The 21,327-nt window shown below is 69.8% G+C and carries 17 protein-coding genes; 9 read left to right on the top strand and 8 right to left on the bottom strand.

Annotated elements, in window-relative coordinates; translation table 11 throughout:
- Window positions 1–71 precede the first annotated feature (71 nt).
- From treY to MEU52_RS18395, 5 genes are all read right to left on the bottom strand, one after another.
- A complete protein-coding gene (gene treY, locus MEU52_RS18415) occupies window positions 72–2,834 on the bottom strand; it encodes a malto-oligosyltrehalose synthase (protein WP_238123765.1) in 2,763 nt (920 codons plus the stop codon).
- A 470-nt stretch (window positions 2,835–3,304) separates the two neighbouring features.
- The gene (locus MEU52_RS18410; RefSeq protein ID WP_238123764.1) at window positions 3,305–4,711 is read right to left on the bottom strand and encodes an NAD(P)(+) transhydrogenase (Re/Si-specific) subunit beta; all 1,407 of its coding nucleotides are present in this window, start codon (window positions 4,709–4,711) and stop codon (window positions 3,305–3,307) included.
- Between the two features lie 10 nt (window positions 4,712–4,721).
- The gene (locus tag MEU52_RS18405) at window positions 4,722–5,180 is read right to left on the bottom strand and encodes a proton-translocating transhydrogenase family protein (RefSeq protein ID WP_238123763.1); all 459 of its coding nucleotides are present in this window, start codon (window positions 5,178–5,180) and stop codon (window positions 4,722–4,724) included.
- Window positions 5,177–6,337, bottom strand: a complete 1,161-nt coding sequence (locus tag MEU52_RS18400) for a Re/Si-specific NAD(P)(+) transhydrogenase subunit alpha (protein WP_238123762.1) — start codon at window positions 6,335–6,337, stop codon at window positions 5,177–5,179. Before MEU52_RS18400 ends, MEU52_RS18405 begins: the two co-directional genes overlap by 4 nt.
- 34 nt (window positions 6,338–6,371) lie before the next feature.
- Window positions 6,372–6,524: an aa3-type cytochrome c oxidase subunit IV gene (locus MEU52_RS18395; protein WP_238123761.1), complete on the bottom strand. Its 153-nt coding sequence runs from the start codon at window positions 6,522–6,524 to the stop codon at window positions 6,372–6,374.
- A gap of 582 nt (window positions 6,525–7,106) precedes the next feature.
- Between MEU52_RS18395 and MEU52_RS18390 the strand changes: the two genes are divergently transcribed.
- From MEU52_RS18390 to MEU52_RS18370, 5 genes are all read left to right on the top strand, one after another.
- Entirely contained in the window at window positions 7,107–8,192 is a 1,086-nt protein-coding gene (locus tag MEU52_RS18390) for a PA0069 family radical SAM protein (protein WP_238123792.1), read from the top strand.
- Window positions 8,193–8,363: 171 nt separating this feature from the next.
- Window positions 8,364–8,585 carry an FmdB family zinc ribbon protein gene (locus MEU52_RS18385; RefSeq protein WP_238123760.1) on the top strand — a complete coding sequence of 74 codons (222 nt, stop codon included), beginning with the start codon at window positions 8,364–8,366 and terminating at the stop codon, window positions 8,583–8,585.
- Between the two features lie 423 nt (window positions 8,586–9,008).
- Complete coding sequence (locus tag MEU52_RS18380) at window positions 9,009–10,769, top strand: hypothetical protein (protein ID WP_238123759.1); 1,761 nt, start codon at window positions 9,009–9,011, stop codon at window positions 10,767–10,769.
- A gap of 4 nt (window positions 10,770–10,773) precedes the next feature.
- Window positions 10,774–11,694: a hypothetical protein gene (locus tag MEU52_RS18375; protein WP_238123758.1), complete on the top strand. Its 921-nt coding sequence runs from the start codon at window positions 10,774–10,776 to the stop codon at window positions 11,692–11,694.
- Between the two features lie 2 nt (window positions 11,695–11,696).
- Window positions 11,697–12,632 (top strand): hypothetical protein, encoded by a 936-nt coding sequence (locus tag MEU52_RS18370; RefSeq protein ID WP_238123757.1) that lies wholly within the window; start codon window positions 11,697–11,699, stop codon window positions 12,630–12,632.
- A gap of 104 nt (window positions 12,633–12,736) precedes the next feature.
- Here the strand turns inward: MEU52_RS18370 and rplS are convergent, their stop codons facing one another.
- Together rplS and trmD are read right to left on the bottom strand one after the other, a co-directional pair.
- On the bottom strand, window positions 12,737–13,156 hold the full coding sequence (rplS, locus tag MEU52_RS18365) for a 50S ribosomal protein L19 (protein ID WP_238123756.1): 420 nt from the start codon (window positions 13,154–13,156) through the stop codon (window positions 12,737–12,739).
- Between the two features lie 122 nt (window positions 13,157–13,278).
- On the bottom strand, window positions 13,279–13,998 hold the full coding sequence (gene trmD / locus MEU52_RS18360) for a tRNA (guanosine(37)-N1)-methyltransferase TrmD (protein WP_238123755.1): 720 nt from the start codon (window positions 13,996–13,998) through the stop codon (window positions 13,279–13,281).
- A gap of 327 nt (window positions 13,999–14,325) precedes the next feature.
- Here trmD and MEU52_RS18355 point away from each other — a divergent pair, with 327 nt between their 5' ends.
- Together MEU52_RS18355 and MEU52_RS18350 are read left to right on the top strand one after the other, a co-directional pair.
- Window positions 14,326–16,212, top strand: coding sequence for a potassium transporter Kup (locus MEU52_RS18355; protein ID WP_238123754.1), 1,887 nt, complete (start codon window positions 14,326–14,328; stop codon window positions 16,210–16,212).
- Window positions 16,213–16,378: 166 nt separating this feature from the next.
- Window positions 16,379–17,479: a lysylphosphatidylglycerol synthase domain-containing protein gene (locus MEU52_RS18350; protein WP_238123753.1), complete on the top strand. Its 1,101-nt coding sequence runs from the start codon at window positions 16,379–16,381 to the stop codon at window positions 17,477–17,479.
- A 74-nt stretch (window positions 17,480–17,553) separates the two neighbouring features.
- On the opposite strand, the gene MEU52_RS18345 is transcribed toward MEU52_RS18350, so the two are convergent.
- On the bottom strand, window positions 17,554–18,258 hold the full coding sequence (locus tag MEU52_RS18345; protein ID WP_238123752.1) for a hypothetical protein: 705 nt from the start codon (window positions 18,256–18,258) through the stop codon (window positions 17,554–17,556).
- Window positions 18,259–18,647: 389 nt separating this feature from the next.
- On the opposite strand from MEU52_RS18345, the gene MEU52_RS18340 reads away from it, so the two are divergent.
- Both MEU52_RS18340 and pstS read left to right on the top strand, forming a co-directional pair.
- Window positions 18,648–19,973 (top strand): ATP-binding protein, encoded by a 1,326-nt coding sequence (locus MEU52_RS18340; RefSeq protein ID WP_238123751.1) that lies wholly within the window; start codon window positions 18,648–18,650, stop codon window positions 19,971–19,973.
- A gap of 174 nt (window positions 19,974–20,147) precedes the next feature.
- Window positions 20,148–21,188, top strand: a complete 1,041-nt coding sequence (gene pstS / locus MEU52_RS18335; protein ID WP_443267609.1) for a phosphate ABC transporter substrate-binding protein PstS — start codon at window positions 20,148–20,150, stop codon at window positions 21,186–21,188.
- The last annotated feature ends 139 nt before the right edge of the window (window positions 21,189–21,327 follow it).

Here is a 21,327-nt window from a genome sequence, read left to right as displayed (position 1 = left end):
AGGGGCGCTATCCTGTTGAAGGGCTCCAGGGGCCTCGCGCCGGGCCGCATCCCGTTCGGGAGAAGGGGGCGCTAGCTGCGCACCAGCACCGCCGCGGGGAAGGTCAGCAGCAGGTCGGACAGATCGAAGCGGGCGAGCCGGCTGTCGACCACGCGGCCGGTGAGGGCCTCGCTGAAGGTGCCGGTGAGCGCATCGGGCAGCACCACGGCGGTGTCGCTCCAGCGCAGGGTCGGCACCTTCGGCGTGGTGGTTTCCGGCCCCAGCAGGCGCAGGGCCAGGCGTGTCGCCACCACCACCATGTGCTGGCCGCGATGGCGGCGGGAGAAGGCCACGGCGTGCTCGGCCAGCCGGCCTTCCACCGTTAACGGCGCATAGTCGCCCTGGCTGAACAGGGCCGGCAGCCGTCCCCGCAGCTCCAGCAGCCGCGCCACCGTGGCCTGCTTCACCCGGCCATCGAGATAGGTGTCCATCAGCTTGTCCGGCATGGCACCGGCGGTCAGGCCCGAGGTGCGGCCCAGATAATCCCCCGCGCGGCCAACGTCCGTTCCCTCCAGGCTGAGGTCCCAGAATTCACCGCCGTGGAACAGTTCGGGGATGCCGGGCAGGGTGAGCTTCAGCACGCAGTGGGAGAGGGCGTTGAGCGCGCCGGCGCGGGCCACCCGCGCCACCAGTTCGGCCAGCAGGCGCCGCGCCGGCATCCCGTCGCGCTCCTCCATGAGAGTCTTGAGGAAGGCGAGACAGCCGGCTTCATAATCCGCACTGCCCATCACCGCCCGGGTGCGCACCCGGGCGCCGCGGATGGCCTTCAGCCACCAGGCCTGCAGTCGGTCGTGCAGGTCGCCGAGGGCCAGGGCATCGTCGGCGCGCAGGGTGGCCGGCCAGGCGCCCACCAGGGTCTGCAGCAGCAGCACCACATCGGTGGGCTCGGGGGCCACGCCATCCTGGAGGCGGGTGCGGAAGGGCGCGGTGAGCTCCACCAGCTGGCGCAGCGCCCGCTCCCACTCGCCGGGCATTTCGCTGAGCACCGCCAGCCGCAGGCGGGCATCCTCGCCGCGCTTCTGGCGTGGACCGGTGGTGGCGATCAGGTCCTGCGGCGCACGCGCCGTCGCACGCTGGTGGAAGGCGTCCACCGACAGGCCCAGCAACGTGGGGTCGGCCCCCACCTCATTGCGGGAGACCAGCCGGCCGAGCCGGTAAAGCAGGGTGTCGTCCAGCGCCACCCGCGCCAGGGCGGCGGTGAACTGCTGGAAGGCGGCGATGGCATGCTCGCGGGCGCCGCTCTGCTCGATGTCGCGCAATTGCCGGGGTGGCTCATCGCCCAGCCACTGGGCGAGCTGGTCGGCCACGGCGCTGTCGAGCGGCGAGATGCGTCGCCGGGCCCGTTCGAGAGCGGTGCGGAACACTGCGGCGTCGCGGGCGTCGAACCCGTCGAGATCGGCATAGGTGCGGCGCACCGGCAGGGCCACCGCCAGTTCCAGCACCACCCGCTTGATGGCGGCGAAGGTGATGTCGCGGGTGGTGAGATCCCCCTGGCCCACCTCGTGGAGCGCACGGGCCACCAGCTGCAGCTCGGCGCCGAGGCAATCGCGGATGGCCTCGCGGCGAACGCTGGCGAGCTTGTCGCCGTAACGCTGCCGGTCACCGGACGTGGCGGTCCAGATGTCGGTGAGGGGCGTGGCGGCGGTGGGGTCGTGGAACAGCGCGCCGAGGGCGTCGTCGCGGGCGGCATCTGAAGTGCCCATGAGCACGCCGGTGGTGGCCCGCTCGGTGGTCGGTCCCGCCGTGCCGGCGGCGAGATACAGTGCGCCCGCCTCGCGCGGGCGGTGGGCCGCCAGGGCGTCCAGCTTCAGCCGCAGGCGGCGGGCATAGCTCAAGGGATCGGCCAGCAGGTCCCATTGCTGGATGACGAAGCCGTCCAGCAGGCCTTCGCCATAAAGCCGCAAGAGCCCCGTATGGGTGGCGTCGAACACGTCGGCCCGCTCCACCCGGAGGGCGGCCAGGGCCGGGGTGTCGGGATGGTGGCGCCAGTTCAGCTCGTCGCCCGCCGTGCCCCACCAGGCGAGCCGGTAGGCCTGGCGCTCCAGCAGCCGGTGGAGCCGGGCGCGGCCCAGCTCCGTGCGGGCATCGAACGCCGCCAGCACGGCGGCCACCACCGAGCGGCCCTCCGTGGTGCCGGCGAGCCGCGCCAGGCTGGCCTTGGCGCCGGCGATCTCCGCCGGGCTCGGCCGCATGCGGGGCAGGCGCGCCAGCACGGCGCGCATCTGCTCGGCTGTGGGCAGGGGCGAGGCCTCCAGCATCTGGCTGTAGTCCCGCGGGCAGATGGGAAAGGTGTGGGGGCCGTGGCGCACCTCGAAGCGGCCGCGGGCGGCATCGAAGGCGAGCGCCACGGTACCGGCGGCGAGCGCCGCGCCATAGGGCTGGTCGAGGAAGGGCGCCAGCAGGGTATTGCGCAGACCGCTTTCGCCGCCGCGCCAGTCGACGTCGAGCCAATGGGCATGGCTGGCGTCGCGGCCCCATTCGAGGATATCGGCCCACACCGGGCTATCGGCGCCGCCCACCGCCAGATAAGCGGGGGCGATGTCCGCCACCAGGCCCATCTGCCGCCGCCGCAGCGCCGCCACCAGCCGGCGCAGGCCAGCCTCGCCGCCCAGCACCGGGTCGACCTGGGTATGGTCCAGCACGCCTCCCGCCAGTCCCGGGCGGGAGGCGAGCAGCGGCGAGAGGTGGAGATGGCTGACGCCGAGATCGGCGAAATAGTCCACCAGCGCCAGTGCGGTGTCGAAGGAGACGTTCTTGTTCAGCCGCAGACGGGCCATGCCACGCGGAAGGCTCACGGGCGGCCTCGTCCGGTCGGGGAAACGCGGCGGGAGTCCGGCAGAGGGGGGGGCGCATGCGGCGGGTGGCGCGTCGCCGCACGGCCCAGGGCCATCGCGGCGCTCCGGCCTGCTTCAAACGCCCGCTCGACGACCGCCGCGCCGTGGATGGCGCGCCCGTGCAACGCTCGCCCCTTCACCCTTCAACCCCCTTCCCCAGCGGCCCGGATCGCCCGGCTGGGGTCTTGCCATGCCGAACCGAGCGCGGGGTCACCCGCGTCCGGCCGGACGGCGCCGATAGTAAAGCCATTTGCAGTGCAGAGGATACCGGCTGCCCGCAAGAAAACCGTGAGCACAGGCCAGCGGCGTGGACCGGGATCAATCCGCCCTGGCGCCCCGCCCGTGGTGGCGCATGAAAACGGCCGCCGGACGGGGCCCGGCGGCCGTTCGATGAGAGTCTCCGGCCAGCGGCGGGCGCTGGCCGGGCGGGTTCAGTGGCCGAACGCCTTCACGATCTCCTCGGTCACCTTCTTGGCGTCGCCGAACAGCATCATGGTGTTGTCGCGGAAGAACAGTTCGTTCTCCACGCCGGCGTAGCCCGCCGCCATGCCGCGCTTGATAAAGAGCACGGTTTTGGCCTTCTCCACGTCCAGGATCGGCATGCCGAAGATGGGCGAGTTGGGGTCGGTCTTGGCGGCCGGGTTGGTCACGTCGTTGGCGCCGATGACGAAGGCCACGTCCGCCTGGGCGAACTCGGAGTTGATGTCCTCGAGCTCGAACACCTCGTCATAGGGCACCTGGGCTTCCGCCAGCAGCACGTTCATGTGCCCGGGCATGCGGCCCGCCACCGGGTGGATGGCGTACTTCACCTCGACGCCTTCTTCCTTCAGGAACTCGGCCATCTCGCGCAGGGCATGCTGGGCCTGGGCCACCGCCATGCCGTAGCCGGGCACGATGATGACCTTCTCGGCGTTGCGCATGATGTAGGCGGCATCGTCCGCCGAACCCTGCTTCACCGGACGGGCCTCGCCGCCGCCGGCCGCGGCCGCCGCGCCGGCGTCACCGCCGAAGCCGCCGAGGATGACGGAGATGAAGGACCGGTTCATGCCCTTGCACATGATGTAGGAGAGGATGGCGCCCGAGGAGCCCACCAGCGCGCCGGTGATGATCAGCGCGGTGTTGCCCAAGGTGAAGCCGATGCCGGCCGCCGCCCAGCCCGAGTAGGAGTTCAGCATCGACACAACGACGGGCATGTCGGCGCCGCCGATGGGGATGATGAGCAGGCCGCCGAGCACCAGCGACAGGATGGTGATGATCCAGAACAGCGTGATCGAGCCGGTGAGCACGAAGGCGATGATCAGGATGACCAGCAGCAGGCCGAGGCCGGCATTGATGAGGTGCCGGGCCGGCAGCATGATCGGCTTGCCGCTCATGTTGCCATTGAGCTTGGCGAAGGCGATCAGCGAGCCGGTGAAGGTGATGGCGCCGATGGCCACGCCCAGCGACATCTCCACGAGGCTCGCCCCGTGCAGATGGCCGGGATCGCCGATGCCGAAGGCGCGCGGCGCATAGAGCGCGGCCGCCGCCACCAGCACCGCGGCAAGGCCCACCAGCGAGTGGAAGGCCGCCACCAGCTGCGGCATCTGGGTCATGGCGATGCGCCGCGCCACCACGGCGCCGATGCCGCCGCCGATGGCGATACCGGCGATCACCAGCACCCAGCCCACCAGATCGGAGGGGGGCTGCAGGGCGAGGGTGGTGAGCACGGCCACCGTCATGCCCACCATGCCGAACAGGTTGCCCTGCCGCGAGGTGGTGGGATGGCTGAGGCCACGCAGGGCGAGGATGAACAGGACGCCTGCAACGAGATAGAGCAGGGCCGCGAGGGTTGCGGTCATGTCGCGGGCCTCACTTCTTCTTCGAGTACATGGCGAGCATGCGGCTGGTCACCAGGAACCCGCCGAAGATGTTCACCGATGCGAGGATGAGGGCAATGAAGCCGAAGATCCGCGCCCCCCAGGCGTGGGAGGCATCCCCCACGGTGGTGACGCCGACGGCGAGCAGCGCGCCCACCACGATCACCGAGGAGATGGCGTTGGTGACGCTCATCAGCGGGGTGTGGAGCGCCGGGGTCACCGACCACACCACGTAATAGCCCACGAACACCGCCAAAACGAAGATGGAGAGGCGGAACACGAACGGGTCGATGGCGCCGCCGGTGGCGGCATGGGCGGCCGCGCCCAGCACGGTGGCGGCCTGGTCGGCATAGATCTGCGCGGCCTCGGCGGCCTGGCGGGCCACTTCGGCGGCGGCGCGCGCCTGGGCCGCCGCTGCGGCGGCTGCGGCATCAGCAGTGATGGGGCTCATTGTGCAGCTCCCTCGGTGTTCGGGGCCTTCGGGGCGAAGTTCGGATGCACGACGGCGCCGTCGCGGGTGAGCAGGGTGGCTTTCACCAGCTCGTCGTCCCACTTGACCGCCAGCGTCTTGGCCGACTTGTCCACCATGGTCTCAAAGAAGTTGTAGAGGTTCTTGGCATAGAGCGGCGAGGCGGAGGCGGAGAGCCGGCCCGGCACGTTGAGATGGCCGATGATCTTCACACCGCCGATCTCCACCACTTCGCCGGGCACCGCGCCTTCCACGTTGCCGCCGCGCTCCACCGCCAGATCGACGATGACCGAGCCGGGACGCATGGAGGCCACCATCTCGGCGCTCACCAGGCGCGGCGCGGGCCGGCCGGGGATGAGGGCGGTGGTGACCACGATGTCCTGCTTCTTGATGTGCTCGGCCACCAGCGCCGCCTGCTTGGCCTGGTATTCGGCCGACATGGGCTTGGCATAGCCGGTGGCGCTTTCGGCCTGCTTGAACTCCTCGTCCTCCACGGCGATGAACTTGGCGCCGAGGGAGGAGACCTGGTCCTTGGAGGCGGGGCGCACGTCGGTCGCCGTGACGATGGCGCCGAGGCGCCGGGCGGTGGCGATGGCCTGCAGGCCGGCGACGCCGGCGCCCATGATGAAGACGCGGCCGGCCGGCACGGTGCCGGCGGCGGTCATCATCTGCGGCAAAGCGCGGTTGAACTCGTAGGACGCGTCGATGATGGCGCGATAGCCCGCGAGGTTGGCCTGCGAGGACAGGACGTCCATCACCTGCGCACGGGTGATGCGGGGCATCAGCTCCATGGCGAAGGCGCTGACGCCGGCCTTGGCCATGGCGGCGAGAGCGTCATCGTGGCCGTGGGGGTCCATGATGGCGAGCACCAGGGTGCCGGGTTTGTACAACGAAAGTTCGGCTTCCGTGGGACGACGGACTTTGAGTACCACTTCGGCGCCGGCGAGGGTCTCGGCGGCGGATGCTGCGATGGTGGCGCCGGTCGCCACATATTCGGCATCGAGGATGCCGGATTTGACGCCTGCTCCGCTTTCGACGGTCACATCGGCGCCGAGCGCCACGAGACGCTTCACCGTATCCGGGGTCGCAGCGACCCGCGGCTCACCGAGGTCGGCCTCGGCGGGGACAGCGATTTTCATTTGAGAAGTCTCCAGTGCTCCGGGCGCACAAGGCTCAGAGGAGGAAGATCCACATCAGGGCGAGGATGACGGCGATCGCGATGGTCACCCATTTGGTGAGCGCCGTGAACAAGGCATAGGTGCGCTGGTGCTCGGCATAGTCGTTGCCGTCGGCAGTGGCGTATTCGATCGTCGCATGATCCGCCATCTTATCCCCCCTGGCGCATAAGCCTTCTGCGGCTTTAAAGGACGGCATAGCGTCTGGCAACCGCTGCTGCAGCGTACAATAGAGCAAAGGCGCGCCTCAAGCGTCATGGGGCCGGCCGAGGCTCCTTTCCGCACAGATGTTCTTGTTATGTTCGCGGTCGGGTGTTAGCTTTGCGCCATGAACTTGCATCGCCCCCCACGCGCACCCGCGCCGCCCCCGTCCGCACCGGCGGGGGACCTGCTGGCATGTGTGCCCCAGATGGCGGCTCCGATGGCCGTCCGGGCGGCGTCCGTGGTGCCCCAAGGCGGGACCAGGGGCGAGGGCGAGAACAAAGGGAACGGCCAAGGAGGCGGTAAGGCAGGTGCCAAGGCAGGTGCCAAGGCAAGTGGTAAGGGAACTGGTAAGGGAAGTGGTAAGGGAAGCCGCAAGGCGAGGGGGCTCCCGGGGGAGGGGGCCGCGCCCGGACGGGCGCGGGTGTACGGTCGGCTGGACCAGGATCGGGCCCGCAGGGCGCGCGAGGCCGAAGACGCTCAGAGCATCGAGGCCGTGGAGCCCACCGTGGTACCCGCGCCGGCAGAGGCAATGCGGCCGGAAGCCGAGGTGGCGGCCGGTCGCCGGCGCGGGCGGGGCGCGGTCTCCAATGCGGCCGGGCGGTTCGAGCCGGCGGCCCGGGTGCGGTTCGACGATGGCTGGCAGAGCCTGGAGGACCTGCCCGCCTTCAAGACCGAGGTGACGGAGGAGCGCGCCCGCACGGTCATCACCCGCAACCAGTCGCCGGATGTGGGGTTCGACCGCTCCATCAATCCCTATCGGGGCTGCGAGCATGGCTGCGTCTATTGCTTCGCCCGGCCGACCCACGCCTATCACGGATTGTCGGCGGGTCTTGATTTCGAGGCCAAGCTGTTCGTGAAGCCCGACGCGCCGGAGCTGCTGGCGCGGGAATTGTCCCATCCCGGCTACCAGCCGCGGGTGATTGCCATGGGCACCAATACCGATCCCTACCAGCCCATCGAGCGGCAATATCAGGTGACCCGGCGGCTGCTGGAGGTGCTGCGGGAGTTCGGCCATCCGGTGGCCATCGTCACCAAATCCGGCCTGGTGGCGCGCGACATCGATATTCTCGCGCCCATGGCGGAGAAAGGGCTGGTGAAGGTGGCGGTGTCCATCACCACCCTCGATCCCCACCTGTCGCGGCTGATGGAGCCGCGGGCGGCGAGCCCGCAGCGGCGGCTCGGCACCCTGCAGCGGCTCAGCGAGGCGGGCATTCCCACGGCGGTGATGACGGCGCCGCTCATCCCCGCCCTCAACGACATGGAGCTGGAACGCATTCTCGATGCGGCCAAGGCGGCGGGGGCGAGCGAGGCCGGCTATGTGCTGCTGCGCCTGCCCCTGGAGGTGGCCGACCTGTTCCGCGAGTGGCTGGTGACCCATTTCCCCGACAAGGCCCGCCACGTTCTGGCGCTGCTGCAGCAGATGCGCGGCGGCAAGGATTACGATTCCGAATTCGGCGCCCGCATGCGCGGCGATGGCCCCTATGCCTGGACCCTGGGGCGGCGTTTCGAGATCGCCGCCCGGCGCCTCGGCCTGCAGGGCCGGGGGCTGAAGCTCACGACGGCCCACTTCCGGCGGCGCAAGCCCGTGGGCGAGCAATTGTCCCTGTTCGACTGAAGCCGGCGCCGGCCGGATGGGGCGAGGGCTGCCCTGGCCCGCTTCCTGCATTGATGGGGGGTGTCGTCGCATGTTCCGGCAGTCCGTCCCCCCGGCGCGTCGGAAACTCAAGTGTTTTCAAGGGCACGAGCCCGCCGTGTGCGGTGTCGTGTCGGGTCTAGAGGTTGCCAGATGCCGCTCTATGGCTTCCATTGTCGGGATTGCAACACGGATAGCGAGCTGCTGATCGGCATGTCGGACACGCCGCTGTGCCCCAAGTGCGGTAGCGCGCATCTGGATCGCCTGATGTCGCGGATTGCCCCCGACGCCAAGCTCAAGGCCGCTGCCAAGGTGTGGCGGGCACAGGCCCAGCGTGAGGGTCACATGAGCAATTTCGGCAAGAACGGCAGTTAGCGCCACTGGCCATTGGCTCCGCCGGTCCGTCTGCCGGGGGCCGTCGCCGTGCCCGCTGTGGGTTGGCGGAGCTGACCCCAAGCCTCCGACCCCTTCCCAGTTCCGCTTCATCCGCGCTCCGCGCCCTCCGTTGGGCGAGGCGGTGGGCCGATTGCATGCCGCGCATGGACGGCACGCCGTTCTCCTACTAGAAGGCTAGGCGTCTTGGTGCGCCGGCGCCGGATGGACGCGCGCGGCGTGGACATCGCGGTCGGCAGGCGCGCCCTCACTTCTTCCGAGAGAGCTTCGGCACTCGCGCGCCCTGTCGCGCCGGGCGGAGGCGGTTCTCGGGCGCGGCGCGCGCGGTGGTGGAGACGGCGGAGCCCCGCAGGGCGCCCCGCCGGTCTTCGGTCCGGCCCGGCCCGCGTGGTCGCGGAGGAACAGTTGGCGCAGCAGATGGGCCGGCAGGGCACGGGTCAGCACAGCGTCGGGCAGGGCGGCCCCGCACCGGAGGACCGCGCGCCCGCCGCCGAGGACGTCCAACCGGCGTCGGCCGCAGCGGCACAGCTTCAGCCCGGAGCCGCGCGGGCCGATGACGCGCTCCCGAACGAGGCGCCGGCGGAGCCGGAGGGCCACCGCAGCCGCGGGGCTTCGGCGCTGCGCGGTCTCGGCTTCCTGATCCTGGCGGCGCTGATGACCGTGCTGGTGCTGCTGCAGCAGCGGGCGGCCGGGGCCTACATGGCCGAATTCTCCGCCACCAGCCCGGCGGAGGCCGGCCACGTGGTCACCGGCCTCATGCTGGCGGACTATGTCGCCGCCGGCTTTCCCCCGCTGCTGGCTTTCATCTCCGATTTCGCCCTGCATTTCCCGCGTGTGGTGCTCGGGGCAACGCCGCCACTTTATTATCTGGCAGAGGGCGCCTGGATCCTGCTGCTGACGGCGGCCACGCCCGCCATCCTGCTGCTGCCGGCGGTGCTGACGGCGCTGCTGGTGGTCACGGCCGGCTGGGCCACCAGCCGCGCGCTGGGCATCCTGCCGGGCCTTGCCGTCGGCGCGGTGCTTATGGTGCTGCCCGTGGTGCGTGAGGCCACCATCGTTGTCGGTCTCGAGCTGCCGCTGGCGCTGCTCACCCTCTGGGCGCTGCTGGCCTACGCCGCCTATCTGGCCCGACCGGGCCGGGGCATCGCGGCCCTGTTCGGCCTGTTGGCGGCGGCGGCGGTGCTGGTGCACAGCGCGGGCCTGTCGCTGCTGCTGCTGCCGCTGATCGCCGCCCTCATCACCGGCCGGCTGGCCCTGGCGCGGCGGTTCGATTTCTGGCTGCCTTTTCTCGTCGTGCTGGTGGTGGCCGGCCCCTGGACCATCGGCACCGCGCCATTGGTGCTGAACCGGCTGCCGACGCCCCTGGGCGCCGCGGCGCTCGCGGCCCCGGGGGCGGTCGGCGCGTTTGCGGCGGCGGCCATCGGCGTGGTGCTGGCGGGCCTCGCGGTGATTGGCGGCATCGCCGGATGGGTGCGCGCGCCGCGGCATCGCCACGCCCTGGCGCCGGCGGTGCTGGCGCTCGGCGCGCTGCTGCTCGCTGTGGGGCTTGGCGTGCTGGCGGCTCCCGTCAGTCCGCAGGCGGCGCTCCCGCTCTGCGCCCCGCTGGTGATGCTGGCGGCCTTCGGCGGCATGCGCCTGCTGCAGCTGCTGACCCGCAGCTGGAGCACCCTGTCCGGGCTGGTGGTGATGCTGGTGCTGCTGCTCTGTGCCCTGCCTTCGGTGCTGGTGCCCCTCCACAAGCCGGCGGTGGGCATGGATGGGGTGGCGCAGACGTTTCTCGCCGATCCGGGCGCGCCGCGGGCCATCCTGGTGGTGGCGGACGTGGCGGGCGAGGGGGCGCTGATTGCCGCTGTGGCACAGCGGGATCGTGCCCGGCAGAGCTTCGTGGTGCCCGGGCGCATGGCGCTGGCCATCTCCGGCCGCGGGCCAGCGGCCGGGGTGCCGCTGGAGACACCGGACGATGTGCGCCCGGCACTGGAGCAACTCGGCGTGGGCTATGTGGCGCTGGCCGACTGGACCGATGATGCCGATCCGCTCCACACCCTGCTGGCGGGGGCGATCGCTGCCGCGCCGGAGGCGTTCCGCCCCCTGGGCAGCTTCCCGCGGGCCGATGGGCGCGGCACCACCCGGCTTTATGTCCGCGTGCCGGCGAGCGGAGCGGAGTAGGGCCATGCGCGAGCTGAACGATTACGCGCCGCGCGAATGGCTGACGGGCGCACCGCTGGCGCACCGCCTGCGCCGCCTGCGCAACCGGATGGTGGATCGCCTCTACCGCCGTCGCGCAGCGCCGGACCAGGGGGCGCTGGTGCGCCGGATTGCGGCGCATGGGGCCCCGGTGGCCTTCACTGTGGCGTTCAACATGCCGCAGGCCATCGCACTGCTGGCCGAGGCCATGACCCGTTTTGCCCCGCAGACGCTGCTGGTGGTGTGCGACAATTCCTCGGACCCGCAGGCCCGGGCGGAGATCGCCCGGCTGTGCGCCGGACGGGGGCTGCCCTATTGCAGCCTGCCGCCCTCGCCCTATCGCGGCGGCCGCAATGGCTCGCGCTCCCACGCGGTGGCGCTCAACTGGATCCTCGCCAATTTGATCCGTCCGGCGGCGCCTCCGGTGTTTGCCCTGCTCGATCATGACCTGATCCCGCTGGCGCCGGTGGATTTCGCCGCGCAAGTTGCCGGCCAGCCCTGTTACGGCATGGTGCGCGAGGCGACCCGGGGCGCGGCCTGGTACCTGTGGCCCGGCTACAGCGTGTTTGATTTCGCCGCGGTGCGTGATCTGCCCCTCGATTTCGGCACCGACACGCCCCTGACCCTGGATACCGGTGGGCAGAACTGGGGCGTGCTCTACCGCCACCTCGATCGTTCGGCCTTGACCTGGGCGCAGGTGCGGCGGGTGTTTGTGAGAGATGTGCGGACCGGCGCACCGGAACCCCATCTGCTGGCCGATAGCTGGCTGCACGCCGGCGGCGCCGGCCACGGTTGGCGCGACGGATCATTCGAGAATGTGCGGGTCGCCTATCTGGCGGATCCCGAAGGGGTGCTGGCCCGGCTGACGGCCGCGAGCGAGCCGCCGGTGGCGCGAGGTGGAGCCTGAGCATGGCAAAGGGGCCGGAACTGCGGGCGCAGAAGCTGCGCCGGGCCAAGAAGCTGGAGCCGCTGACCCTGGCGGGTCGCATGGCGGCGGTGCCGGGGCTGCACTGGGTCAACCACGCGCGCTATGCGCTGCTGGATCGCCTGCACCGGGCGCGCGGCGCGGCCGGCCTGGTGGCCACCGTGCAGGGGCTGTGCGCGCGGCGTCCACGCACGCTGGCCCTGACCATTGCCTATAACGTGCCCGAGGCGGTGGCCCTGCTGGCGGATTCCATGGCCCGCTTCCTGCCCGATACGCCGCTGGTGGTGTGCGACAATTCCACCGAGCTGGAGGCGCGGGTGGCGCTGGCCAACATCGCGGCGGAGCGCGGGCTGTTCTATGTGTCGGCACCGCCGGCGCTGTTCGTGCGGGCGCGCTCGGCCCGCTCCCATGCGGCGGCGGCCAACTGGGCGTTCCACAATATCGTGCGCCCGGTGGCGCCCGACAGCTTCGCCATGCTCGATCACGACCTGGTGGCGCTGCAGCCCATGGACCTCGCCGCCCATGTGGCCGACCAGCCGGTGTATGGGCTGCGGCGCTGGAGCGGCCGGGCCAAGGCCTGGTATCTGTGGCCCGGCTTCGCGGTATTCAACGGCAGCCTGGCGCGGCTGCCGCTGGATTTCGGCCCCGATCGCCTGCTGGGCACCGATACCGGCGGCCGCAACTGGTATGTGCTCTATCGCCGGCTGGACGACGACGCGCTCGCCTGGCCGAAGCTGCGCACCGTGCATGTGCCGGAAGTGGATGGCGGCTGGAGCGAGCCGAAGATGCTGGTGGACGGCTGGCTGCACGTGGGCGGCGCCAGCTATCGCGGCGGCGTCACCGCTTTGGAGGCGATCCGCCGCGCCTACGACGCGGACCCGGACGGCCTGTTCGCGCGGCTGCGCGATGCCGCGCGCTGAATGGTGGCGGGCACGGGAGGCGCAGAGAAACGGGCAATAAAAAAGGCGTCGCCGACGGGCGGCGACGCCAAATATCGTGTCGGCCTGTGACAGCCGACGCCGTCTCACTCCGCCGCGGTGGGGGCGGGGGCGGCCTTCGTCTTCTTGATCTTGCCGTCGGCGGTGCGGTCCTGGCGCTCGGCGATACGGGCCGACTTGCCGCGCCGGTCGCGCAGATAATAGAGCTTGGCGCGCCGGACCTTGCCGCGCCGCACCACCTTGATGGAATCGATCATGGGCGAATAGACCGGGAACACACGCTCCACGCCTTCTCCATAGGAGATCTTGCGGACGGTGAAGCTCTCGTTCAGGCCACCGCCGGAACGGGCGATCACCACGCCCTCGTAAGCCTGCACGCGAGAGCGCTCGCCTTCGACGACCTTCACGTTGACGATGACGGTGTCACCCGGCTGGAATTCCGGAATGGCGCGCTTTTCGGCCAGCTTGGTGGCCTGCTCCTGCTCGAGCGTCTCGATAATATTCATGTCACCAACCTTTTAGCAGCTGCCGCAGGCGGCCACGGAGCGTTCCGCGGCAGGTCCCGGCGCCACATCGTGTCGTTGTCAGTTCAGGGGACGCGGCTCCATACATGAGATTAGGGCGCGTGTCATTCCCTTTCCTTCATGGCGCTGTCACAGGCCCCGGTGCGCGCCAGCAGATCGGGGCGGCGGGCACGGGTGATGGCTTCCGCCTCGGCACGGCGCCAACGGGCGATGCGCGCATGGTCGCCGGAGACCAGCACCTCGGGAATGCCCGCGCCCTCGAACATCTGGGGGCGGGTATATTGGGGGTATTCGAGCAGGTTGGCGGAAAAGCTCTCGTCATCACCGCTCTCGGTCTTGCCCATCACCCCCGGAATGAGCCGCACGCAGGCATCCAGCAGCAGCAGCGCCGCCGCCTCGCCGCCGGACAGCACCACATCGCCGACGCAGATCTCCTCCAGGCCGCGGGCCGCGACGATGCGTTCATCCACCCCCTCGAACCGGCCGCACAGGATGACCACGCCGGGACCGGCCGCCAGCTCGCGCACCCGCGCCTGGGTCAGCGGCCGGCCGCGCGGCGTCATCAGCAGCCGCGGCCGGGGGTCACCGGCGGGGGCGGCGGCGTCGATGGCGCGGGCCAGCACGTCGGCGCGCATCACCATGCCGGGACCGCCGCCGGCGGGGGTGTCGTCCACCGAGCGGTGGCGGTCGAGGGCATGGTCGCGGATCTGCAGGGCATCGAGGGACCACAGCCCCCGGGCCAGCGCCTTGCCGGCGAGGGCGTGGCCGAGCGGGCCGGGGAACATCTCGGGATAAAGCGTGAGGAGGCTGGCGCGAAAGGTCATGGATGGCTCGTGTTTCGCCATGGTCATGGGGGAGGCGGGCCGCAAGGTCAAATGGCGCGGGGCGTCGCGGCGCGCCGGCGGGCCTGTTGCGCTCCATTGTCTTCCCCCGCGAACAGAGCTACGAGTCGATGATCCGCCTTCCGGCGGAGGTCAGGCGCTGCGGGGGCTTCCCTTGATCGAAGTGGTGCGCGGGTCACAGGCCGCGAGGTGGCGCGGAAGCCGCAGGTTCGTCCGCTCGCATGCTTTCGCGCTGCCCTGTTTGCGACCGTGCATGCGACCCGGCATGCTTGCCCGCCGCTGTGCAGGCTGAGGAGCCGAACCCCCATCATGGCCACCAGCATGACCCGCGACCGGACGCGAATCCTGCCTTTCGCGGCGGAGATCGGCGCGCTCGGCGTTGTCTTCGGCGATATCGGCACCAGCCCGCTCTATGCCCTCAAGCAGGGCGTGCTGGCGGTGGGCGGCACCAATTTCCTCGGCGAGGACGTGCTCGGCCTGCTGTCGCTGATCACCTGGAGCATCATTCTTTCGGTCACCGTGAAATATGTGATGCTGGTGCTGCGTGCCGACAATGACGGCGAAGGCGGCATCCTGGCGCTGGTGACCCTGCTGGATCTGCACCGCAGCGCCCTGGGGCTGCGGTGGTATCTCCTGGCGGCGGGCCTCATCGGCGCCGCCATGCTCATCGGCGATGGGGTGCTCACGCCGGCCATGTCGGTGCTCTCCGCCATCGAGGGGCTGCAGGTGATCGCTCCCGAGCTGGAGCATTGGGTGGTGGTCCTCACCGTTCTGGTGCTGCTGGCGGTGTTTCTGTCCCAGCGGCTGGGCACCGAGCGCATCGCCGCTTTCTACGGGCCGGTGATGCTGCTGTGGTTCGGCTCGCTGGCGGCATTGGGGCTTTATGGCATCGTCCAGGCGCCGCAGGTGCTGGCGGGGCTCGATCCGCGCCACGGCATCATGCTGATGCTGGGCCACCCGGGGCTGGCCGGCGTCATCCTCGGGGCCTGCTTCCTGGCGGTGACCGGCGGCGAGGCGCTCTATGCGGATCTGGGCCATTTCGGCCGCCGGGTCATCGGCCGGGCCTGGCTGTTCGTGGCCATGCCGGCGCTGCTGCTCAACTATTTCGGCCAGGGCGCGATCCTGCTGGTGGACCCCAATGCGGTTCGCAACCCGTTCTACGATCTGTCACCGGACCTGTTCGACATTCCGCTGCTGTTCCTTGCCACCGCGGCGACCGTGATCGCCTCGCAATCCATCATCACCGGCGTGTTCTCCCTGGCCAAGCAGGCCATCGAGCTCGGCTATCTGCCGCCCATGCGCATCCGCTACACCTCCGAGCACAACGAGCAGCATATCTATGTGGGCCGGCTGAACTGGCTGCTCATGATCTCCTGCATCGCCGTGGTGATCGGCTTCGGCGGCTCCGAGCGGCTGGCGTCGGCCTATGGCATCGCCGTGGCGTTCGCCATGGTCACCACCTCCATCCTGTTCATCGCCCAGGTGAAGCGGTCCTGGGGCTGGCCGGCGCCGGCGGTGGCGCTGATGGCGGTGTGCATGCTGACGGTGGACCTCTCCTTCGCCACCGCCAACCTCACCAAGATCCATGACGGCGGCTGGCTGCCCCTCTCCATCGCCGCAGTCATCATCTTCGTCATGGTGAGCTGGCGGCGCGGCCTGGAGGCGGTGGTGGCCCAGCAGGTGCGCTTCACCGAGCCGCTCGATGCCTTCATGGGGCGCAAGGACCGCGCCAACGACGTGGACAGCCCGCGCACGGCCATCTTCCTCTCCCGCGCCGGGGCGATGACGCCGGTGGCCCTGTCGCGTATGGCGGACCTGCTCAAGGTGCGGTTTGAAAAGTCCGTGATCGTTTCGGTGTGGATCGCCGCCCGGCCGCGCGTCTCGGTGGAAGACCGGGTGCGGGTGACCACGCTCAACGAGAATTTTGTCCGGGTGGACCTGCGTTTCGGCTACATGCAGCAGATCGACGTGCCGTCGGTGCTCGGCCCGGCCCTGAGCGCCCGGGGCATCGATCCGGATGCGGCGGTCTATGTGATCGGTCACGAGCGGATCATCCCGCCCGATGAACTGGGGCGGGTCCGCGATCTGGTGGCCCATGTGTTCGCGTTCCTGGCCCGCAATGCCGAGCGGTCGGTGGACCGCTTCGGTCTGCCGCGGGCGCGAACCGTGGAGATCGGCTATCCCGTCAAGATGTGACGACGGGCTGCCCGCAAGCTGACGCTTTTAGGGTGCTCTGTGCCGGGGCCCGGGCGCTCCGGCCGCCACGAACCGGCGGACGCCGCGACAAAAGAACGTTCACGCTACGGAAGATCCGTGCTGTTGTGAGCGCGACGACCTTTCAGGGGCGGGGGATGGTGTCGGTATGAGTCTACGGTCTGGTCTTTCAAGGGTGTGGGCGTTCCTGCGTGAGAAGGTGGGCCTGCATGGCCTGGGTTTGATCGCCAGCCTGATCGTGATCGCCTTCGCCGCGGTGGTTCTCTACCGCATGCTCCACGACCTCAAGCTCGCCGACGTGGTGAACGCGCTCACCGAGAAGAACCCCTGGCACGTGGCGGCGGCCTTCGTGCTGGTGGGCTGCGCCTATCTCACCCTCACCTTCTATGACTGGTTCGCCCTGCGCAGCATCGGCAAGGACGACGTGCCCTATCGGGTGGCGGCGCTGTCGGGCTTCTGCTCCTATTCCGTCGGCCACAATGTGGGCTTCACGGTCTTCACCGGCGGCTCGGTGCGCTATCGCATCTATTCGGCCTGGGGGCTCGGGGCCATCGACGTGGCGAAGGTCTGCTTCATCGCCGGCCTCACCTTCTGGCTTGGCAATATCGCCGTGCTCGGTCTCGGCATCACCATCCACCCGGACGCGGCCACCGCCGTGGACCAGCTGCCGCCGGCGGTGAACCGGATCATCGGCATCGGCGCCCTGGTGCTGCTGGTGGCCTATGTGATCTGGGTGTCCATGGCGCCGCGCAACATCGGCCGCTCCTCCTGGTTCGTGACGCTGCCCCACGGGCGCTCGACCCTGGTGCAGATCGGCATCGGCATCCTCGACCTCACCCTGTGCGCCTCGGCCATGTACATGCTGATGCCGGCGCATCCCTATATCGATCCGGTGTCGCTGGCGGTGATCTTCGTCACCGCCACCCTGCTGGGCTTCGCCAGCCATGCGCCGGGCGGCCTCGGGGTGTTCGACGCGGCGCTGCTGGTGGCGCTGCCGCAGTTCGACAAGGGCGAGATGGTGGGCGCGCTGCTCATCTTCCGCCTGTTCTACTACATCGTTCCCTTCGCCCTGGCGCTGACCCTGCTCGGGGTGCGCGAGCTGCGGCTGGGCACCTTCAGCCTGGGGCGCCGGAAGACTCAATGCGATGCCGAGGCGGCGGTGGATGCTGTGAGCCCCGGGACGGCGTCTCTCGCGCCCGAGCGGGTCGAGCCGTCGCGTCCGCCCCTGGGTCGGCAGGTGGCCCCCTGAGGGGCGTGCCAACCTGAGCCCGTCGCCGGAGGCCTCCGCAAAGGCGGTGTGGGGTGAGGCGGAGTGGCGCGCGGCTAGCGGGGCGCCGCCGGTGCGGGAGTGGTCACCGGCGTGGTCGGGCTGCCCATGGCGGGAAGATTCAGCAGTGCGCCGAGCTTGCCCTTGGGCACCTTGATCACCTGCAGGCCGGGCGGCAGCTGAAAGCGCGTGGGGTCCTGCGGCGCGAGATCGACACTCTGGACCTCGTAGAGCGCCCGCTTCTCGCCCTTGATCTCGGTTTCGGTGCGCAGGGCGATGCCGTCGGCGGTGATGCAGGCCACGGTGGGGGCGCGGACCTTGCGCTGGGCCGGCCCGTTGACCTGCCACAGATCGCAGCTCATCCCCGCCACCTGCGCCTGGCCCACCTTGGTGCCGGTGCCGGTCATGGCGCCCACCACATATTCCGGCGGCAGTTCCACCTCCAGCGCCATCTTCGGCAGGTTGGGGGTCATCATCACCATGCGGCTCGCCTTGAGGTCGATGATGCCGATCATGGTGCCCGGCACGTTGGGGCGGGTGACCTCCACGCGCATGCGTCCGCCGCTGTGGGACAGGTCGACGAGGCCACCGTGGAGCAGCTTGGCCTTGAGGCTGAAGTCGGCGGTGGGCATGGGCAGCGGCATGGGCAGCGGCTGGGGCAGGGATTGCGGCACCGGATCGGCCAGCGCCGCGCCGAGCCCCAGGCCCAGGGCCATTGCGGCAACCCGGCCAGGACCCTGAAAGATGCGCGTTGCGAGCATGTCCCTACCTCCTGAAGTGTTGCGCCCTCATAGCAGAGCCATGTGGCCCAATCGGTGTCATTTCCCGGCGGCGTCATCACATTGCGTGACCGAATGGGACAGGGGCCGCGGGTGAAAACGCGTCCGGTCCGGCGGCCGGTGGACAGTGTCGTAATGCCTTCGTGACAGCCGATGACCATGGGCGTTTAAGGCCTTGACGCCGATTCGCCGGAAGGCATGGTCGCAAGGTAGCTGAAAGGCGACCATCGGGGGGCGGTCGGGGAGAACCTTGGGACGATTCCGAGGTGATCCCGGGATGACTTTGGGATCGGGCCGGGCATCCTGGGGCGGCCGCAGGCACGACGGGGGCGGTGGCGCCGGTGGCTCCAGGGGCCGGGAGAGATGGGGACATGAGCCAGGACATGGAGAGCTCCGCAGGTGGCGCGGCAGGTGGCGCGCGGTCCCGGGCGGGGGCGCGGCTGCGGGCGCCGGCCTTCTGGATCTGGCTGGGCCTCGTCGCCCTGGTGGCGGTGGGGCTGGCGATGGACCTGCTCCATCCCACCCTGGCCTTCATGATGGGCCTGCTGCTGGTGCTGGCTCTGGTGGTGCCGCGCCCGGCATCCGCGCCGCCCCCGTTCCGCGCCTCGCCCGTCGCGGCCGCGGCGGCCCCGCAGCCGGGCAGCGATGCCAAAGTGGAGGCGGTGGTGAGCGCGCTGCCGGAGCCGGCGCTGCTCTTGACCACGGAGGGCGAGATCGTCACCGCCAATGCGCGCGTGGGCCTGGCCATCGGTCCGGTGCGGGTGGGGGATCCCCTGTCGTTCCTGGTGCGGGTGCCGGAAGTCCTCGATGCGGTGCGGGCGGCCGCCACCGACGGGCTGCCCCGCCGCGTGGAATTCGCCGAGCGGGTGCCCCTCGACCGCTGGCTGGAGGCCCATGTGGTGCCCCTGCACCTGGACGCCGGCGGCGACAGGCGCTCGGGCGCCTCACCGGATGCGGTGCTTTTGACCTTTCGCGATCTCACCCAGCAGCGGCGGGTGGAGCAGATGCGCGCCGATTTCGTCGCCAATGCCAGCCACGAGCTGCGCACGCCGCTGGCGTCCCTGTCCGGCTTCATCGAGACCCTGCAGGGGCCGGCGCGCAACGATGCTGCGGCCCGCGAGCGCTTTCTGGCCATCATGGCGGCGCAGGCCCGTCGCATGTCGCGACTGATCGACGACCTGCTGTCGCTGTCGCGGATCGAGCTCAACGCCCATGTGCAGCCCGAGACGCCGGTGGAGCTGGGCGCCATCGTCACCCATGTCTGCGACACCCTCTCGCCGCTGGCCGCCGACCGCGGCGTGGCACTGGAGCTGGTGGCCGATCCGGAGCGCCTGGCGGTGCGCGGCGACCGCGACGAGCTCATCCGCCTGTTCGAGAACCTGGTGGAAAATGCCCTGAAATATGGAGCCGCCGGCCAGCAGGTGCTGGTCACGGTGGGCCATGAGGCCGGGCCGAAGGGGCGGGTGGCGGTCATCACCGTGCGGGATTTCGGCCCGGGCATCGCACCCGAGCATCTGCCGCGCCTCACCGAGCGCTTCTACCGGGTGGATGTGGCCGCCAGCCGGGAGCAGGGTGGTACCGGTCTCGGCCTCGCCATTGTGAAGCATATCGTCGCCCGGCATCGGGGCCGCTTGGCGGTGGATAGCGTGCTGGGCGAGGGGGCGGCGTTCACCGTTCGCCTGGATGTTTTGCCGTAGAACTAAAAGAATCGTTTGAAAACAAGCCCCTGGTCCGTCATGTGCATGTCACGTCCACGTCATAGAACCGTGGCGCGCCGGCTTTAAGAGTCCGGCGCCCAGTGTTGCGTCACGGCCGGGGCCAGGGGTCGCCGGGATCGTCGGGCAGCAATGACATTGGCAAGGAGAGAAATCGTGAAGCTCACCACCGCTCTCGGCGCGATCGCCGTGGCTGGCACCATGTTCGCCGGCGTCGCCCAGGCCACCGACTTCAACGGTGCCGGTGCCTCCTTCCCCGCTCCCGTCTATCAGGCCTGGGGCGCGAAATATAAGGAGAAGACCGGCAACGCCCTGAACTACCAGTCCATCGGCTCGGGCGGCGGTCAGAACCAGATCATCAACCGCACCGTGGACTTCGGCGCGTCCGACGCTCCGGTTCCCGCCGAGAAGCTCGAAGCCAACAAGCTGCTGCAGTTCCCGACCGTGATCGGCGCCGTGGTGGCCACCTTCAATCTGGACGGCATCAAGAGCGGCGAACTCAAGCTCACCGGCCCGGTGCTGGCCGACATCTACATGGGCAAGATCACCAAGTGGGATGACAAGGCCATTGCCGAGCTCAACCCCGGCGTGAAGCTGCCCAGCCAGGCCATCGTGCCGGTCTACCGGTCCGACGCTTCCGGCACCTCCTACATCTTCACCACCTATCTCTCCAGCGTCAGCGCCGATTGGAAGAGCAAGGTGGGCGCCGCCACCTCCGTGCAGTGGCCGGCCGGCTCCGGCGCCAAGGGCAACGAGGGCATCGCTTCCAACGTGAAGAACCTCAAGGGCGCCATCGGCTACGTGGAATACATCTACGCCTCGGCCAACAATCTGGTGGTGACCGAGCTGAAGAACAAGGCCGGCAACTTCGTCGCCCCGACCGTCGACAACTTCGTCGAAGCCGCTGCCGCCGCCGACTGGGCTGGCGCCAAGAACTTCGCCGCGTCCATGATCGACACCGCCGGCGCCAAGGCCTGGCCGATCGTCAGCCCCACCTATGTGCTGCTGCCGAAGAACCCCAGCAATGTGGAGGCCTCTCGCGAGGTCATGAAGTTCTTCAGCTGGGCCTATGGCAAGGACGGCGCCGAGATCGCCACCGGCCTGCACTACATCCCGCTGCCCGCCTCCGTGGTGAAGCAGGTGGAAGACGCCTGGAAGGCCGAGATCAAGGGTCCCGACGGCAAGCCGGTGCTTTGATCCGCGGTGCTTTGATCCGCGGTGCTCTGATCGGTTGATCGCACACCGGCCGAAGGCGGCTTGCCGCCGCCTTCGGTTGGGTCGATAACCCTGCGGCATCCCTTTGGCCGCAATTGTTTCGCGAAGTCACGGTTTCGCA

It is taken from the genome of Xanthobacter sp. NM-25 (assembly GCF_022138605.1).
Lineage (GTDB): Bacteria > Pseudomonadota > Alphaproteobacteria > Rhizobiales > Xanthobacteraceae > Xanthobacter.
The sequence above is the reverse complement of the archived record's forward strand: the minus strand, read 5'-3'. Positions and strand labels throughout refer to the sequence as shown.